The sequence below is a fragment of the Pseudomonas sp. Irchel s3h17 genome, from assembly GCF_900187505.1.
In the GTDB taxonomy this organism is placed as follows: domain Bacteria; phylum Pseudomonadota; class Gammaproteobacteria; order Pseudomonadales; family Pseudomonadaceae; genus Aquipseudomonas.
Genome location: NZ_FYDL01000018.1, coordinates 36794 through 51888, shown reverse-complemented (window position 1 = coordinate 51888; position 15095 = coordinate 36794). Strand labels below are relative to the sequence as shown.

The window sequence follows — 15095 nt, the reverse complement described above, 5'->3', positions numbered from 1 at the left end:
CTTGCTCGCTCCTACAGGGATCTGCGTTGAACTCAGATCCCCGCGTCAAGCCTCCACCATTCAGCGACGTTCGATTGGCACGAACTTGCGCTGTTCAACGCCGGTGTACTCGGCGCTCGGACGGATGATGCGGTTGTTGGCACGCTGTTCGAACACATGCGCCGCCCAGCCGGTCAGGCGCGAGCAGACGAAGATCGGCGTGAACAACTTGGTCGGGATACCCATGAAGTGGTACGCCGAGGCATGGTAGAAGTCGGCGTTCGGGAACAGTTTCTTCTGCTCCCACATGGTCTTGTCGATGGCTTCGGAGACCGGGAACAACACCGTGTCGCCCACTTCCTCCGCCAGCTTTTTCGACCAGCCCTTGATCACTTCATTGCGTGGGTCGTTGTCTTTGTAGATCGCGTGACCGAAGCCCATGATCTTGTCCTTGCGCTCCAGCATGCCGAGAGTGCCCTTGATGGCCTCCTCCGGCGACGAGAAACGCTCGATCATTTCCATCGCCGCCTCGTTCGCACCGCCGTGCAGCGGACCACGCAACGAACCGATGGCCGCCGTGATGCAGGAGAACAGGTCGGACAAGGTCGAGGCGCAGACGCGGGCGGTAAAGGTCGACGCGTTGAACTCGTGCTCCGCGTAGAGGATCAGCGACACGTTCATCACCTTGACGTGCAACTCGCTCGGCTTCTTGTCATGCAGCAAGTGCAGGAAATGGCCGCCGATGGACGCTTCGTCGGTCACGCAGTCGATGCGCTTGGCGTCGTGGCTGAAGCGATACCAGTAGCACATGATCGCCGGGAACGCCGCCAGCAGGCGGTCGGTCTTGTCGTGCTGCTCGCTGAAGTTCTGCTCAGGCTCCAGGTTACCCAGGAACGAGCAACCGGTGCGCATCACGTCCATCGGGTGGGCGTCGGCCGGAATCCGCTCGAGCACTTCTTTCAGTGCTTGCGGCAGGTCGCGCAGCTTGCTCAGCTTGCTGACGTAGGCCGCCAGTTGGGCTTCGGTCGGCAGATCGCCGTACAGCAGCAGGTAGGCCACTTCTTCGAAGCGTGCCTCAGCCGCCAGTTCGCGCACGTCATAGCCACGATAGGTCAGGCCTGCACCTTCCTGGCCCACGGTGGACAAGGCGGTTTGCCCGGCAACCTGGCCACGCAGCCCGGCGCCACTCAATACTTTTGCTTCGGCCATTGCTCTCTCCAATCTTGAATTTGTTAGGGAATCGGCAAATACATTGGTCGGGATTACCCCGCCCCTGCAGGAGCGAGCTTGCTCGCGATGGTGGACGGCACACCTCGGTGTATCAGGGGCCCCGCGTTATCGTTGACGTCCATCGCGAGCGTGCTCGCTCCTACAGGGCTTGATTCAGCTCTTTTTCTGGGCAAACAACGCATCGAGCTTCTGCTCGAAGGTGTGGTAGTCGATGCGATCGTAAAGCTCCATGCGCGTCTGCATGGTGTCGATGACGTTCTGTTGCGTACCGTCGCGGCGGATCGCGGTGTAGACGTTTTCCGCGGCCTTGTTCATGGCGCGGAAAGCCGACAGCGGGTACAGCACCAGGGACACGTCGGCGGCCTTGAGCTGCTCGGTGGTGTACAGCGGCGTGGCACCGAATTCGGTGATGTTGGCCAGGATCGGCGCTTTCACGCGGCTGGCGAACAGCTTGTACATCTCGAGTTCGGTGATCGCTTCCGGGAACACCATGTCGGCACCGGCTTCGATGCAGGCGGCGGCACGATCCAGCGCCGACTCCAGGCCTTCCACCGCCAGGGCGTCGGTGCGGGCCATGATCACGAAGCTGTCGTCGGTACGCGCGTCGACTGCGGCCTTGATACGGTCGACCATTTCCTGCTGGGTCACGATTTCCTTGTTCGGGCGGTGACCGCAGCGCTTGGCGCCCACCTGGTCTTCGATGTGAATCGCCGCGGCGCCGAACTTGATCATCGACTTCACGGTACGGGCCACGTTGAAGGCCGAGGAACCGAAACCGGTGTCCACGTCGACCAGCAGCGGCAGGTCGCAGACGTCGGTGATACGGCGCACGTCGGTCAGTACGTCATCCAGGCTGGTAATGCCCAGGTCCGGTACGCCGAGGGAGCCGGCAGCGACACCGCCACCGGACAGGTAAATGGCCTTGAAACCGGCGCGCTTGGCCAGCAGCGCGTGGTTGGCATTGATCGCGCCGACCACTTGCAACGGTTGCTCGCTGGCAACCGCATCACGGAAACGCTGGCCTGGTGTGCTCTTGTTGGAACTCATGACTCACCTCGTGGAGTGACTGTCTGATGGGCGCCGTCCTGATAGTGACGGGCGATGTTGCGTTTTGAAGCGCCGATGTGTCGACGCATCAACAACTCGGCCAGTTCGCCGTCACGGTCGGCGATGGCATCGAGAATCCGGTGGTGCTCGGCAAACGCCTGGCGTGGCCGATTGGGGGTGGCGGAAAACTGGATGCGGTACATGCGCACCAGTTGATACAGCTCGCCGCACAGCATCTGCGTCAGCGTGCGGTTGCCACTGCCCTGAATGATTCGATAGTGGAAGTCGAAATCGCCTTCCTGCTGGTAGTAGCCGACGCCTGCCTGAAACGCGGCATCGCGCTCGTGGGTTTCCAGCACCTGGCGCAGCTCGTCGATTTCTTCGCGGCTCATGCGCTCGGCCGCCAGGCGACAGGCCATGCCTTCGAGGGATTCGCGGATTTCGTAGAGTTCCAGAAGCTCGGCGTGGCTCAGCGATACCACTCGGGCGCCGACATGGGGAACGCGAACCAGCAAGCGCTGGCCTTCCAGGCGGTGGATCGCTTCACGCAGCGGCCCGCGGCTGATGCCATAGGTACGCGCCAGCTCAGGCTCGGAGATTTTGCTGCCCGGTGCGATCTCGCCTTTGACAATGGCCGCCTGGATACGACGGAAGACGTTCTCGGAAAGGGTTTCCGAATCGTCCGGGGCAATCACCGGGGGATCGAGTTGATCCAGCATATTGTCGACACCTTGCAAGTCAGTGCGACAAAAACTAACCAATATCCCGCTACCAGTCAAAGTAATTCGAGCGATTGTCGACAATCGTCTAATAAAGGCCGTTGGTAAAACTAAAGTAAAGGACACCGCCGGCGCTGGCACCAGAAAAACACCGTGCTAGAATGCCGCCCGCATTTGCCTGTCATCTTCTTATGACAGACACCCGAGGGCGCTTGCGCAGTAATGCCAGTCACCTTGAACTGAAGAATGGACAGCAACGCGCCAGGATTTATGAGACTCAAGCACCTCCCTATTTTGTTCTGTCTGTTCTGCCTGCCTGGCCTCGGCTTCGCCGGAGAAAAGACTGTGTACGGCCTGAACGAGTACGCACAGCTATCAGGCATCGACCTGGAAGTCGCGGCCAAACTCGACACCGGGGCCAAGACCGCCTCCCTCAGTGCCCGTGACATCAAGCGCTTCAAACGCAACGGCGAGTCCTGGGTACGTTTCTACCTGGCCATCGACGCCGCCCACTCGCACCCGATCGAACGCCCGCTGGCGCGGGTCAGCAAGATCAAGCGCCGCGCTGGCGACTACGATCCCGAGGAGGGAAAAAAGTACACGGCGCGCCCGGTGATCGAGCTGGATATCTGCATGGGATCGGCTTTGCGCAGCATAGAAGTGAACTTGACCGACCGAAGTGCATTCCAATACCCGCTCCTGATCGGCTCCGAAGCCCTGAAACGCTTTGATGCACTGGTCGACCCTAGCCTTAAATACGCTGCTGGCAAACCCGCCTGCGCCACCGCCGCTCACACCGCAGAGTAATACCCATGCGCGCTCTTACCCTTCATCTGAAAATGCTGATCGCCCTCCTGGTGGTGCTGGGCATTTCAGTTACGGCCTATCAGATTTTCGTGCTGGGCATCCCGGTGACCGAAGACGCCACCGACGACCTGTGGAACATCGACGCCAAGGTCGAGTTCGTCGCCAGCGCCAAGGACCCGGTCAAGATCCAGATGTTCGTGCCGCCCTTGAGCCGCGACTACGTCAGCCTCAATGAAAGCTTCATCTCCAACAACTATGGCGTGGCGGTCAACCGTGTCGACGGCAACCGCAAGGTCACCTGGTCGGCTCGCCGCGCCAAGGGCAACCAGACCCTTTACTACCGGCTGGTGCTGACCAAGCGCTACACCGCTGAAAAGCCCAAGATCAAAGGCCCGACCTTCCGCGACAGCATCGCCATCGAAGGCCCGGAAAAAATTGCCGCCGAAGCCCTGCTCGCGCCGATTCGCCAACACTCGGCCGACGTCGAGACCTTCATCAGCGAAGCGATCAAGCGGGTCAACAACAGCAACGACGACAACGCCAAGATGCTCCTGGCCGGCGACCCGTCAGCAGCACACAAGGCGAAGATCGTCGAGTTGCTGCTGTCCATCGCCCACGTCCCGGTGGAAAAGGTCCACACCATTCGCCTGGTGGCCGACCAGCCGCAAACACCGGAACTGTGGCTGCGCAGCTTCAACGGCACCGACTGGCTGTACTTCAACCCGGAAACCGGCGAGCAGGGCCTGCCGACCGACCGCCTGCTGTGGTGGACCGGCGATGACAACCTGATCACCGTCGATGGCGGCAAGAAAGCCACCGTCACCTTCAGCCTGAACAACAGCGAAATGAACGCCATTCGCCTGGCCAAGCTGACCGACGAAAACACCGACGCCAACTTCCTCGAATACTCGCTGTACGGCCTGCCCCTGGAAACCCAGCAGACCTTCATGATCATGGTGATGATCCCGATCGGCGTGCTGGTGATCCTGGTGCTGCGCAACCTGATCGGCCTGCAGACCCTCGGCACCTTTACCCCAGTGCTGATTGCCCTGGCCTTCCGCGAAACCCAGCTGGGCTTCGGCATCGTGCTGTTCACGGTGATTACCGCCCTTGGCCTGTCACTGCGTTCCTACCTTGAACACCTGAAGCTGCAAATGCTGCCGCGCTTGTCAGTGGTGCTGACCTTCGTGGTAGTGCTGATTGCCGCCATCAGCCTGTTCAGCCATAAGCTGGGCCTGGAGCGCGGACTGTCGGTGGCCTTGTTCCCGATGGTGATCCTGACCATGACCATCGAACGCCTGTCGATCACCTGGGAAGAGCGCGGTGGTGGCCATGCCATGAAAGTCGCGATCGGCACCCTGTTCGCCGCCTCCCTGGCGCACCTGATCATGAGCGTGCCGGAACTGGTGTATTTCGTGTTCACGTTCCCGGCGATCCTGCTGATCCTGGTGGGTTTCATGCTGGCCATGGGTCGTTATCGCGGCTATCGCCTGACCGAGCTCGTGCGCTTCAAAGCCTTCCTCAAGGCTGATTCGTAATGTTCGGTTTCTGGAAGACCTGGAAGGCCCTGGAGGCGCGGGGCATCATGGGCATCAACCGGCGTAACGCCGACTACGTGCTCAAGTACAACAAGCGCAGCCTGTACCCGATCGTCGATGATAAGATCATCACCAAGGAACGGGCGATCAAAGCCGGCATTCACGTGCCCGAACTGTACGGCGTGATCTCCACCGAGAAGGAAATCGAAAAGCTCGACGAGATCATCGGCAAGCGCAGCGATTTCGTGATCAAGCCGGCACAAGGGGCCGGCGGTGACGGCATCCTGGTGATCGCCGATCGCTTCGAGGGGCGCTATCGCACCGTGTCGGGGAAGATCATCAGCCATGAGGAAATCGAACATCAGATTTCCAGCATCCTGACCGGCCTGTATTCCCTGGGCGGTCACCGCGACCGCGCGCTGATCGAGTACCGGGTGATTCCCGACCAGATCTTCAAAAGCATCAGCTATGAAGGCGTACCGGACATTCGCATCATCGTGCTGATGGGCTACCCGGTCATGGCCATGCTGCGTTTGCCGACCCGCCAGTCCGGGGGCAAGGCCAACCTGCACCAGGGCGCCATCGGCGTCGGTGTCGACCTGGCCACCGGCCTGACGCTGCGCGGCACCTGGTTGAACAACATCATCGCCAAGCACCCGGACACCACCAACGCGGTCGACGGTGTGCAACTGCCCTACTGGGACGGTTTCATGAAGCTGGCCGCCGGCTGCCATGAGCTGTGCGGCCTGGGCTACATCGGTGTCGACATGGTGCTGGACCAGGAAAAAGGCCCGCTGATCCTTGAGCTCAACGCACGGCCGGGGTTGAACATTCAGATTGCCAACGACTGCGGACTGACACTGCGCACCCATGCGGTCGAGGCGCGCCTGGAAGAACTCAAGGCCAAGGGCATCAGCGAAACCGTGGAAGAGCGCGTGCGCTTTGTCCAGGAGATGTTCGGGCATATTCCGCCAGTCGAAGGCTGACGCCTTGTGATGAGGGGGCTTGCCCCCTCGCCACAGGAGCCTCTCAGACGCCTATCATGTGTCTCTTCCCGACATCCCCCTCTAGAGGCATTTCCTACAGAGGTCTACAATCGCCACCCCGCCTCGATGGCTGATCTACCCCGCCCATGTCGACCTGCTCCGTATACCCGCTGCCCTATCACGCCAACCCCGCCCACTATTTTGCGGCGATCCGCCATGCCCCGGGCAGTGTGCTGCTCGACAGCGGCCGGCCAAGTGCCGAGCGCGGCCGTTATGACCTGCTCAGTGCCTGGCCGCTGGCAACGCTGGCAGTGGCACCGGACGAAAGCGGCAGTGCGTTCCTGCAACGCCTGCGCGACACCCTGGCCCGACTGGGTGAAGCCAGCCTGCCGGCCCCCTTCGAACTGCCATTCGCTGGCGGGCTGATCGGCTACCTGAGCTACGATTTCGGTCGTCACCTGGAAGCCCTGCCCTCCCGCGCCCTGGATGACCTTCAGTTACCCGATGCACGCTTCGGCCTGTATGACTGGGCCCTGATCAGCGACCACCTGCACGGCACCAGCCAACTGGTGTTTCATCCCAACCTGAACGAAATCGAGCGCCAGCGCCTGATCGGCCTGTTCAGCCAGAACCCTCTAGCGACCGATGCAGCGTTCAGCCTGGACGGCGCCATGCAGCCCGACCTGAGCGCCGACGACTATCGGCAAGCGTTCGAGCGCATCCAGCACTACATCCAGGCCGGTGACTGCTATCAGGTCAACTTTGCCCAACGTTTCCGCGCGTCCTGCCAAGGCGATGCCTGGGCGGCGTATTGCGCCCTGCGGGCAGCCTGTCCGACGCCGTTCTCAGGCTTTCAAAGCCTGCCCGACGGTGGGGCCGTGCTGAGCCTGTCGCCCGAGCGCTTCGTCAAAGTCAGCGCCGGCCATGTGGAAACCCGCCCCATCAAAGGCACCCGCCCACGCGGGCAGGACGCCGCACAAGACGCGGCCAACGCCGCCGAACTGCTGGCCAGCCCCAAGGATCGCGCGGAAAACCTGATGATTGTCGACCTGCTGCGCAACGACCTCGGTCGTACCTGCCGCGTCGGCTCGGTGCGCGTCCCGGAACTGTTCAGCCTGGAAAGCTACCCCAATGTCCATCACCTGGTGAGCAGCGTCACCGGCGAACTGGCCGACCGCAAAGACGCCCTCGACCTGATCGCCGGCAGCTTCCCCGGTGGCTCGATCACCGGCGCACCGAAAATCCGTGCGATGCAGATCATCGACGAGCTGGAGCCGACCCGTCGCGGCCTGTACTGCGGCTCGTTGCTGTATCTGGACGTTCGCGGGGAAATGGACAGCTCGATCGCCATCCGCAGCCTGTTGGTCAAGGACGGTCAGGTGTGCTGCTGGGGCGGAGGCGGTATCGTCGCCGACTCGGATTGGCAGGCCGAATACCAGGAATCCATCACCAAGGTGAAGGTGTTGCTCGATACCTTGCAAAGCCTCTGATGCAGGGCTGTTGTAGCGAGGGAGCTTGCTCCCGCTGGGGTGCGGAGCGCCCCCAAAACCTGACACCGCGAATCTTCAGATAGCACGCGTGTACCGGTTTACGACTGCTGCGCCCGAGCGCGGATCGGCCGACGGGAGCAAGCTCCCTCGCCACAATGTTCACTTACAGGCTCAACTCACGGTTCGAGGCCTTGAGAAACTCCTGCTTGAGCTCGGCAAAGCTGTGCACCGCCGGGAACTGCGGGAATTCGCGAATCACATTGTCGGGGGCATGGAACAGGATGCCGGCGTCCGCTTCACCCAGCATGGTCGTGTCGTTGTACGAGTCGCCGGCCGCGATCACCCGGTAGTAAAGGCTCTTGAACGCCAGCACCGACTGACGCTTGGGGTCTTTCTGACGCAACTGGTAGCCGGTCACTCGACCGGTTTCATCGGTCACCAGGCGGTGGCACAACAAGGTCGGGAAACCCAGCTGACGCATCAGTGGCTGGGAAAATTCGTAGAAGGTGTCGGACAGAATCACCACCTGGAAGCGCTCACGCAGCCAGTTGACGAACTCGATGGCGCCGTCCAGCGGCTTGAGGGTGCCGATCACTTCCTGGATGTCGGACAGCTTCAGGCCATGCTCATCGAGAATGCGTAGCCGCTGCTTCATCAGGACATCGTAATCGGGAATATCCCGGGTGGTTGCCCTGAGGGATTCAATCCCGGTTTTTTCGGCAAACGCGATCCAGATTTCCGGGACCAATACACCTTCCAGGTCGAGACAGGCAATTTCCACAACACACTCCCATTTGTACTGATTATTGAGTTGAGCGAGCAAAAGGACTGCCGAACTCTAGCGAGTCGAACCGATAGGCGCAACGCAGACGAGCGCACCCGTTGCCCCGGGTTTTTGCTACCATCGCCACTATAGAGAGCGCTTAGCGCCACCGACCTGTAGGAAACCGCCTTGATGAGCCCATCGTTCGACGTCGCTGAACTCGCCGCGACCTATGCCACCCGATCGCCCCAGGACATTCTCAAACTGGCCTTTGCCGAGTTCGGGGACGACCTGTGGATCTCCTTCAGCGGCGCCGAAGACGTGGTGCTGGTGGACATGGCCTGGAAGCTCAACAAGAACGTCAAGGTCTTCAGCCTGGACACCGGGCGCCTGCACCCGGAAACCTATCGCTTCATCGACCAGGTGCGCGAGCACTACAACATCCAGATCGAACTGGTCTCGCCGGACCACTCCAGGCTGGAACCTTTCGTCAAGGAAAAAGGCCTGTTCAGTTTCTACAAGGACGGTCATAGCGAATGCTGTGGTATCCGCAAGATCGAACCGCTGCGCCGCAAGCTGTCCACCGTTCGCGCCTGGGCCACGGGCCAGCGTCGCGACCAGAGCCCGGGCACCCGCAGCCAGGTGGCGGTACTGGAAATCGACAGCGCGTTCTCGACACCGGAACGCACCCTGTACAAGTTCAACCCGCTGGCGCAAATGAGCAGCGAAGAAGTCTGGGGTTACATCCGCATGCTGGAACTGCCGTACAACAGCCTGCATGAGCGCGGCTTCATCAGCATTGGCTGCGAGCCCTGCACCCGTCCAGTGCTGCCCAACCAGCACGAACGCGAAGGGCGCTGGTGGTGGGAAGAAGCCACTCAGAAAGAGTGCGGCCTGCACGTCGGCAACATCATCAAGAAAGCCTGACCCTCCTCTCCTCCTGCAGAAGCAGGCTCGCCCCCCCTGAGGGTATGAGCCTGCTCGCGAATGCCTCACCTCGATTTCGAGCCCGGCTCACACCGCACTGAAGCGCTGTGCCAGCTGCTGCCCGGTAAATTGCTCGATGATGAAATCCACAAAGACCCGGGTCTTGCCCGGCAGCAGCTTGTGTTCGGCGTAATAGATCGAGATGTTGCCGTCATCGACGTACCACTCCGGCAACACCCGCAGCAAGGTCCCCGCCTCCAGATACCCCACTGCGAACGGCATGCTCACCAGGGCAATACCCAAGCCCTGGGTCGCCGTGGCGCAGGCCGCTTCCGAGTCACTCATGGTCATCCGCGCCTTGAGCACCAGCGGGCTGTGCTGCTGGCCTTGACGGGTCAGTTGCCAGGAGCGCACGCGACCGGTTTGCGGCGAGCGAATCAGGATACCGTCGTGGTGCTTGAGATCGTCTGGTTCGATCACCTCGGGATGGCGCGCCAGGTACTCCCTGGAGGCCACCAGCACGCGATGGGCCGGGGTCAGCTTGCGCGCCACCACCCCTTGGGGCAGCTCAAAGCCACCGCCTATCGCGGCGTCGAACCCCTGCCCGATCAAATCGACCTGGCGATTATCGAAATGCCAATCCGGGTTGATCGCCGGGAAGCGCCGCAAGAACTCACCCAGCAACGGCACGATGTACAGGCGCCCGAAAACCGTGCCCATGCTGACTTTAAGGGTCCCGACCGGCTGACCTTCGGCACTGGCCAGATTGGCCACCGCATTCTGGATCGTCTGCAGACTGGCGCAGACCTCACCGAGAAACAACTGACCGGCCTCCGTCAGCGTCAGGCTGCGGGTGCTGCGCTGAAACAGCCGGACACCCAGGCGCGCTTCCAGCTTGGCGACGCTCTTGCCGACCGCCGCCGGGGTCAGGCTCAAGCGCCGCGCAGCTTCGGCAAAGCTGCCGACCTCGGCGCTGCGCACGAAGCATTCAATGCTGCTAAAGGTCTCCATGGCCACCACTATAAACTTTTAGTTTACACAGACTATCGCAATTACCGCCTACACAGCAGGTAATCGACCTTCGATACTGGGCGCCATCAACCGAGGCAGCTCGCCCCGGGACATTGGAGATCGACATGACCACTCAACACCTCAGCGGTAAAGTTGCTCTGATCCAGGGCGGCTCCCGCGGCATCGGTGCCGCCATCGTCAAGCGCCTGGCTGCTGAAGGCGCCACCGTCGCCTTTACCTACGTCAGCTCCAGCGCCAAGGCCCGGGAGTTGCAGGACAGCATCACCGCCAGCGGTGGCAAAGCATTGGCCATCAAGGCGGACAGCGCCGATGCCGATGCCATCCGCCATGCCGTCAACACCACGGCCGAAACCTTCGGGCGACTGGACATCCTGGTCAACAACGCCGGTGTGCTGGCGGTTGCCCCACTGCCAGAATTCAAGCTCGAAGACTTCGACCAGACCCTGGCCATTAACGTGCGCAGCGTGTTCATCGCCACTCAGGAAGCCGCCAGGCACATGACCGAAGGGGGGCGCATCATCAATATCGGCAGCACCAACGCCGACCGCATGCCCTTCGCCGGCGGCGGTCCCTACGCCATGAGCAAAGCCGCACTGGTGGGCCTGACCAAAGGCCTGGCCCGCGACCTCGGACCACGGGGGATCACCATCAACAATGTACAGCCCGGCCCGGTCGACACCGACATGAACCCGGCCCATGGTGAGTTTGCCGATAGCCTGATCCCGCTGATGGCCGTCGGGCGCTACGGCACCGCCGCCGAGATCGCCAGTTTTGTCGCCTACCTCGTTGGCCCCGAAGCCGGATACATCACCGGAGCCAGCCTGACCATCGACGGTGGGTTTGGCGCCTGATCCACGATCCCCCTTAAAGCAAAACGCCGGGTCACCTCCATCAGGTCACCCGGCGTTTTGCTGTCGAGCCTTAGCCCGTCATGCCAGTTCAAGCACCGGCAGGCCATACGCCTGCGGCGCAAAGGCCTTCAACGAACGCAGGATGCGATCGGCATGGGCGTACTTTTCGTCCGCCATCGCCGCGTCCGGTACCGCGACCGCCGTCATCCCCGCGGCTTTCGCGGCGGTGACACCAAAGGGTGAGTCCTCGAAGACCAGGCAGTCTGCAGGCGCCACGCCCAGGCGTCGGGCTGCCGTCAGGAAAATATCCGGCGCCGGCTTGGCCGCGCCCACCTCGGGATCGTCAGCGGTCACGATGGTATCGAACAGTGCAAACCAGTCACGGTGCTGCGTGGTTTTCTGCGCGAAGGACTGGCTCGAAGAACTGGTGCCCACGGCGATTGGAATGTTGTTGGCCTTCAGGTGCTCCACCAACTCCCGCGCCCCCGGCATCGCCGGCGCACGTGGAAAGCGCTCGCGCATCAAGGGTTCGCGGATCACCAGAAACTCTTCGGCGCTGATCGGTAGCTCCAGCGCCTGCACCACATAGCGCGCCAGGTCCGCCGCGCCACGGCCGATGATGTTTTGCTTGATGCTCCAGTCGAACGTGCGACCGTAGCGTTGCGCAATGATCTGCGTGACCTCGGTGTAAATGCCCTCGGTGTCGAGCAACAGACCATCCATATCGAATATCACGGCCTTGATCGGGCCCACATCCAGCGGTGCATTCATCGCTTCTGATCCGTTATCAACACAACATTCCGGGAACGGCTCAGGTACGGCCATCGTCCTGATCACCCCTGTCACCATCGATTAAAGGGTTCAGCAGCATAGCGAGCCTGATTTACATCCAGCAACTGTTTACGCCCCCACCCTTCAGATCGTTGTCCAGATCAAGTCCCGGGCGCAGACGACACGGCGCTCACTCCCGTGCGTGTGGAATGCCTTGTAGAACGTCATAAAAAAAACCCGGCATTCGCCGTAATGCTGTTCAGTTAAACGAACGCCGACCTGTGTAGAAGCGAGCGCGCTCGCGATGGACGTCAACGATTACGCGTATTTTCTGAATAAACGCGTGGTTCTTGAGTTCATCGCGAGCACGCTCGCTCCTACACGTGCGGTCTCATTTCCTTAACTGAACAGCATTACGGCATTCGCCGGGTTCTTGTACATCGAGCCGCCAGGATCAGTGACCCTACTTGGCCATTTTGCTACCCACTGCGCTACCCGCCGCACCGCCGATGCCTGCACCGATGGTGGAGCCGGACTTGCCGCCCAGCTTGTTGCCGATCACCGAACCACCGGCAGCACCGATACCACCGCCAATGGCGGCTTCGGTACGGCTGCCTTTGCTTGCGCCAGCCGCACCACCGGCCGCGCCTGCGACACCTGCGCCGATCGCAGCACCGGTGCTACCGCCCAGCTTGTGACCCACTGCGTTACCCAGCGCGCCACCAAGACCGCCACCCAGTGCTGCGGTGCCGTCACTGGCCATCGCACCTTGAGCGACCAAAAGCCCCAAAACCAGAGCAGGCAGAGTTAAACGCATGACATAAACCTCAAACAGTGTACTGAACAGTAAAAAACGGGATGCCTGGAAAGGGGGTTGTTCACTCCGGAACCCGGCCCTCCTTCCTGAGCGCGCAAGTTTGACAGCATTTACGCCAAGAGTTTTATCGCAGGCAAAAAAAAGCCCGCTGGGGAACGGGCTGAGAAGATTGCTTTTAACGGATGACCTGAGCCTACTGATGCGCTTGTGAAAGAAACGTGAAAGAAAATCTCTCGTCCGACAAACCAGATACACAGTTACACAGTGTGACAACGCTTGCCGTAACGAACTCCACCCACAGAAAACCGCTCTTTGGCCGGGCCTGCCTACACTTTAGCGACTGGCTTGCGCACAGGGGCCGCCACCTTGGGCATAAACGGCTTTGCCGTGGCCCTGGTCACTGTCGACAGACGTGCATGGCCCGGTTCGGCCGGTACTCCAGCAAAACTCGAAACGTAATCCGTCTGCCCGCAGCGCACGCAATTATTCACTGGATACTCCGCTCCATCATCTTCGATGTAAGGATCGCTCATCTCCCTGCTCCTCCAGACAGGTCAATACCGGCAAGCAACTGATTGCCTAAAAAGCACCGACCTTCAAGAAGACTGAGACTAGCCGGTCATTAATGGACTATTGTTTCAAAACCTTAACACCCGACAAACGGTCACGCCGCCTACTTGAGCCTGACCGCCGTCCCCGTCACAAAGACCATCAACATACTGCCCTTGCCGGAGGGAATGCTGATTTCGTAGTGCACCCCGACCACGGCATCGGCCTGCACACTCCGCGCGCGCTCCTTGAGTTCTTCCGTTGCCTGGGCCCGCGCATCCTTCAACGCGCGTTCCAGCGTCTGCGAACGCCCACCGAAAAAGTCGCGCATCCCGGCGAAAATATCCCGTACGACGTTGATGCCCTGCACGGACTCCGCGCTGACGATGTCCAGGTACGCCGCAATCTGCCGGCCTTCGATGGAGTGGGTCGTGGTGATAATCATGAACTGTCCTTGATGGGCTGGAAATCGGCCGCGAACTGGCCGAAGTCATTGAGACGTACATACTGAAGACTTGAGGCACGAATTGCGCCACCGATTGCGATATCGAACGTGCAGGGGTCTGTATGACGGTGTTTTTACTGCTGTACCTGTGCACGGACGCATCGCGCACAGATTGCCAGGTGATCCCCCTTGAGCATTGGGCCCAGCCCGACGGCTATGCTCGGTGTGTCGCGGCGGCCAAGCAGCTGACAAAAGACCTCACCGCCAAGAATCGCCAGAGCAATTACTTCGTCTGTGAGACTCAAGCGAACCCTTGACCGACAGCAAACGCCCTTCACCTTGTCACCGGGCAAGGCCTGCGAACTACAGGCAATTGCGTACCGCCTTGCGCAGCGCATCGGTCTTGGCCCATGGCGGTCCTTGATAGAGCGACACCCGGCTACCGTCCTTGTACTTGACGATGTCGAGGATTTCATCGGCGGTGATGATACTGGGGGCGTTGATCCTGAATCCGTTGGAGATCGAGACCTGGGTGGTCTTCGGGATCTCTCGCTGCCAGAGCGGCAGCACGCAAGCGGCGTACTCCTTGGGAGGCTTGGCCGATACCTTGCTGACATTCGGTTCGCCCGGCACCAGGGACGTCGGCAATGAACATCCGGCCAACACCGCGCCTGCAAGCGCCACTGCCCATATCCGCATGATGGTTCCTTGTCGTCAAAAGGAGAAATGTAGCTTCACATCGGGTAGACATCCAGCCCCTGCGAAAGCTTGAGGCCGTACCCGCCAGGCGTGTGTGAATACCGCCCGGGCGCCATTGATCGACCGTGCCTTCTACCTTGGCATTTCGTCGCCTGACCGTTGCTTGGGCAAGGTCCACAGAGCACACTCCGCCTCGCTGATGGAACCAGCCCCCCAAACAGACAGCCCGCCATTGCGCGCAATGCTGTTCAGTTAAGGTGATGAGGTCGCAATTGTAGGAGCGAGCTAGCTCGCGATGGACGTTAACGATTACGCGTACTTTCTGAGTAATCACGTAGTTCTTGAGTTCATCGCGAGCGCGCTCGCTCCTACAAAGGTCGGCGTTCGCTTAATTGAACAGCATTGCGCCATTGCGCGGGCTTTTTGTTGCCTGCCCTTCCCGCCC

General features: G+C 60.8%; 16 protein-coding genes. 6 read left to right on the top strand and 10 right to left on the bottom strand.

What is annotated here, in order from left to right:
* Positions 1-60: 60 nt before the first annotated feature.
* The 3 genes from prpC to CKW25_RS22420 all read right to left on the bottom strand — a co-directional run bounded on the left by prpC (position 61) and on the right by CKW25_RS22420 (position 2972).
* Positions 61-1188: a 2-methylcitrate synthase gene (prpC, locus tag CKW25_RS22430; protein ID WP_095082658.1), complete on the bottom strand. Its 1128-nt coding sequence runs from the start codon at positions 1186-1188 to the stop codon at positions 61-63.
* Between the two features lie 174 nt (positions 1189-1362).
* Positions 1363-2256 (bottom strand): methylisocitrate lyase, encoded by an 894-nt coding sequence (gene prpB, locus CKW25_RS22425; protein ID WP_095082656.1) that lies wholly within the window; start codon positions 2254-2256, stop codon positions 1363-1365.
* Positions 2253-2972, bottom strand: a complete 720-nt coding sequence (locus CKW25_RS22420; protein ID WP_172736608.1) for a GntR family transcriptional regulator — start codon at positions 2970-2972, stop codon at positions 2253-2255. Before CKW25_RS22420 ends, prpB begins: the two co-directional genes overlap by 4 nt.
* 273 nt (positions 2973-3245) lie before the next feature.
* On the opposite strand from CKW25_RS22420, the gene CKW25_RS22415 reads away from it, so the two are divergent.
* The 4 genes from CKW25_RS22415 to pabB all read left to right on the top strand — a co-directional run bounded on the left by CKW25_RS22415 (position 3246) and on the right by pabB (position 7796).
* Positions 3246-3782: an ATP-dependent zinc protease gene (locus CKW25_RS22415; protein ID WP_095082715.1), complete on the top strand. Its 537-nt coding sequence runs from the start codon at positions 3246-3248 to the stop codon at positions 3780-3782.
* A 5-nt stretch (positions 3783-3787) separates the two neighbouring features.
* A complete protein-coding gene (locus tag CKW25_RS22410; RefSeq protein WP_095082652.1) occupies positions 3788-5320 on the top strand; it encodes an inactive transglutaminase family protein in 1533 nt (510 codons plus the stop codon).
* Positions 5320-6306 (top strand): alpha-L-glutamate ligase-like protein, encoded by a 987-nt coding sequence (locus CKW25_RS22405; RefSeq protein WP_095082650.1) that lies wholly within the window; start codon positions 5320-5322, stop codon positions 6304-6306. Before CKW25_RS22410 ends, CKW25_RS22405 begins: the two co-directional genes overlap by 1 nt.
* Positions 6307-6452: 146 nt before the next feature.
* Positions 6453-7796 (top strand): aminodeoxychorismate synthase component I, encoded by a 1344-nt coding sequence (pabB, locus tag CKW25_RS22400; protein ID WP_095082648.1) that lies wholly within the window; start codon positions 6453-6455, stop codon positions 7794-7796.
* A 163-nt stretch (positions 7797-7959) separates the two neighbouring features.
* On the opposite strand, the gene thrH is transcribed toward pabB, so the two are convergent.
* Complete coding sequence (thrH, locus tag CKW25_RS22395) at positions 7960-8577, bottom strand: bifunctional phosphoserine phosphatase/homoserine phosphotransferase ThrH (protein WP_095082646.1); 618 nt, start codon at positions 8575-8577, stop codon at positions 7960-7962.
* A 174-nt stretch (positions 8578-8751) separates the two neighbouring features.
* Between thrH and CKW25_RS22390 the strand changes: the two genes are divergently transcribed.
* Positions 8752-9486, top strand: a complete 735-nt coding sequence (locus tag CKW25_RS22390) for a phosphoadenylyl-sulfate reductase (RefSeq protein ID WP_095082644.1) — start codon at positions 8752-8754, stop codon at positions 9484-9486.
* An 87-nt stretch (positions 9487-9573) separates the two neighbouring features.
* Here the strand turns inward: CKW25_RS22390 and CKW25_RS22385 are convergent, their stop codons facing one another.
* On the bottom strand, positions 9574-10497 hold the full coding sequence (locus tag CKW25_RS22385; RefSeq protein ID WP_095082642.1) for a LysR family transcriptional regulator: 924 nt from the start codon (positions 10495-10497) through the stop codon (positions 9574-9576).
* A gap of 125 nt (positions 10498-10622) precedes the next feature.
* Between CKW25_RS22385 and CKW25_RS22380 the strand changes: the two genes are divergently transcribed.
* On the top strand, positions 10623-11369 hold the full coding sequence (locus tag CKW25_RS22380; RefSeq protein ID WP_095082640.1) for a 3-oxoacyl-ACP reductase family protein: 747 nt from the start codon (positions 10623-10625) through the stop codon (positions 11367-11369).
* A 78-nt stretch (positions 11370-11447) separates the two neighbouring features.
* Here the strand turns inward: CKW25_RS22380 and CKW25_RS22375 are convergent, their stop codons facing one another.
* The 5 genes from CKW25_RS22375 to CKW25_RS22350 all read right to left on the bottom strand — a co-directional run bounded on the left by CKW25_RS22375 (position 11448) and on the right by CKW25_RS22350 (position 14650).
* Positions 11448-12140: an HAD-IA family hydrolase gene (locus CKW25_RS22375; protein ID WP_095082638.1), complete on the bottom strand. Its 693-nt coding sequence runs from the start codon at positions 12138-12140 to the stop codon at positions 11448-11450.
* Positions 12141-12603: 463 nt separating this feature from the next.
* Complete coding sequence (locus CKW25_RS22370) at positions 12604-12957, bottom strand: glycine zipper 2TM domain-containing protein (protein WP_095082636.1); 354 nt, start codon at positions 12955-12957, stop codon at positions 12604-12606.
* Positions 12958-13283: 326 nt separating this feature from the next.
* Positions 13284-13490 (bottom strand): hypothetical protein, encoded by a 207-nt coding sequence (locus tag CKW25_RS22365; RefSeq protein WP_095082634.1) that lies wholly within the window; start codon positions 13488-13490, stop codon positions 13284-13286.
* 140 nt (positions 13491-13630) lie between these two features.
* Positions 13631-13951, bottom strand: coding sequence for a YbjQ family protein (locus CKW25_RS22360; RefSeq protein WP_095082632.1), 321 nt, complete (start codon positions 13949-13951; stop codon positions 13631-13633).
* Positions 13952-14314: 363 nt separating this feature from the next.
* Positions 14315-14650, bottom strand: a complete 336-nt coding sequence (locus tag CKW25_RS22350; RefSeq protein ID WP_095082628.1) for a hypothetical protein — start codon at positions 14648-14650, stop codon at positions 14315-14317.
* Positions 14651-15095: the final 445 nt, after the last annotated feature.

Bases quoted from the DNA above. Each gene is read 5' to 3' on its own strand.
- prpC (WP_095082658.1), bottom strand. From the start codon at position 1,188: ATGGCCGAAGCAAAAGTATTGAGTGGCGCCGGGCTGCGTGGCCAGGTT.
- prpB (WP_095082656.1), bottom strand. From the start codon at position 2,256: ATGAGTTCCAACAAGAGCACACCAGGCCAGCGTTTCCGTGATGCGGTT.
- CKW25_RS22415 (WP_095082715.1), top strand. From the start codon at position 3,246: ATGAGACTCAAGCACCTCCCTATTTTGTTCTGTCTGTTCTGCCTGCCT.
- CKW25_RS22410 (WP_095082652.1), top strand. From the start codon at position 3,788: ATGCGCGCTCTTACCCTTCATCTGAAAATGCTGATCGCCCTCCTGGTG.
- CKW25_RS22405 (WP_095082650.1), top strand. From the start codon at position 5,320: ATGTTCGGTTTCTGGAAGACCTGGAAGGCCCTGGAGGCGCGGGGCATC.
- pabB (WP_095082648.1), top strand. From the start codon at position 6,453: ATGTCGACCTGCTCCGTATACCCGCTGCCCTATCACGCCAACCCCGCC.
- CKW25_RS22390 (WP_095082644.1), top strand. From the start codon at position 8,752: ATGAGCCCATCGTTCGACGTCGCTGAACTCGCCGCGACCTATGCCACC.
- CKW25_RS22385 (WP_095082642.1), bottom strand. From the start codon at position 10,497: ATGGAGACCTTTAGCAGCATTGAATGCTTCGTGCGCAGCGCCGAGGTC.
- CKW25_RS22380 (WP_095082640.1), top strand. From the start codon at position 10,623: ATGACCACTCAACACCTCAGCGGTAAAGTTGCTCTGATCCAGGGCGGC.
- CKW25_RS22375 (WP_095082638.1), bottom strand. From the start codon at position 12,140: ATGAATGCACCGCTGGATGTGGGCCCGATCAAGGCCGTGATATTCGAT.
- CKW25_RS22370 (WP_095082636.1), bottom strand. From the start codon at position 12,957: ATGCGTTTAACTCTGCCTGCTCTGGTTTTGGGGCTTTTGGTCGCTCAA.
- CKW25_RS22365 (WP_095082634.1), bottom strand. From the start codon at position 13,490: ATGAGCGATCCTTACATCGAAGATGATGGAGCGGAGTATCCAGTGAAT.
- CKW25_RS22360 (WP_095082632.1), bottom strand. From the start codon at position 13,951: ATGATTATCACCACGACCCACTCCATCGAAGGCCGGCAGATTGCGGCG.
- CKW25_RS22350 (WP_095082628.1), bottom strand. From the start codon at position 14,650: ATGCGGATATGGGCAGTGGCGCTTGCAGGCGCGGTGTTGGCCGGATGT.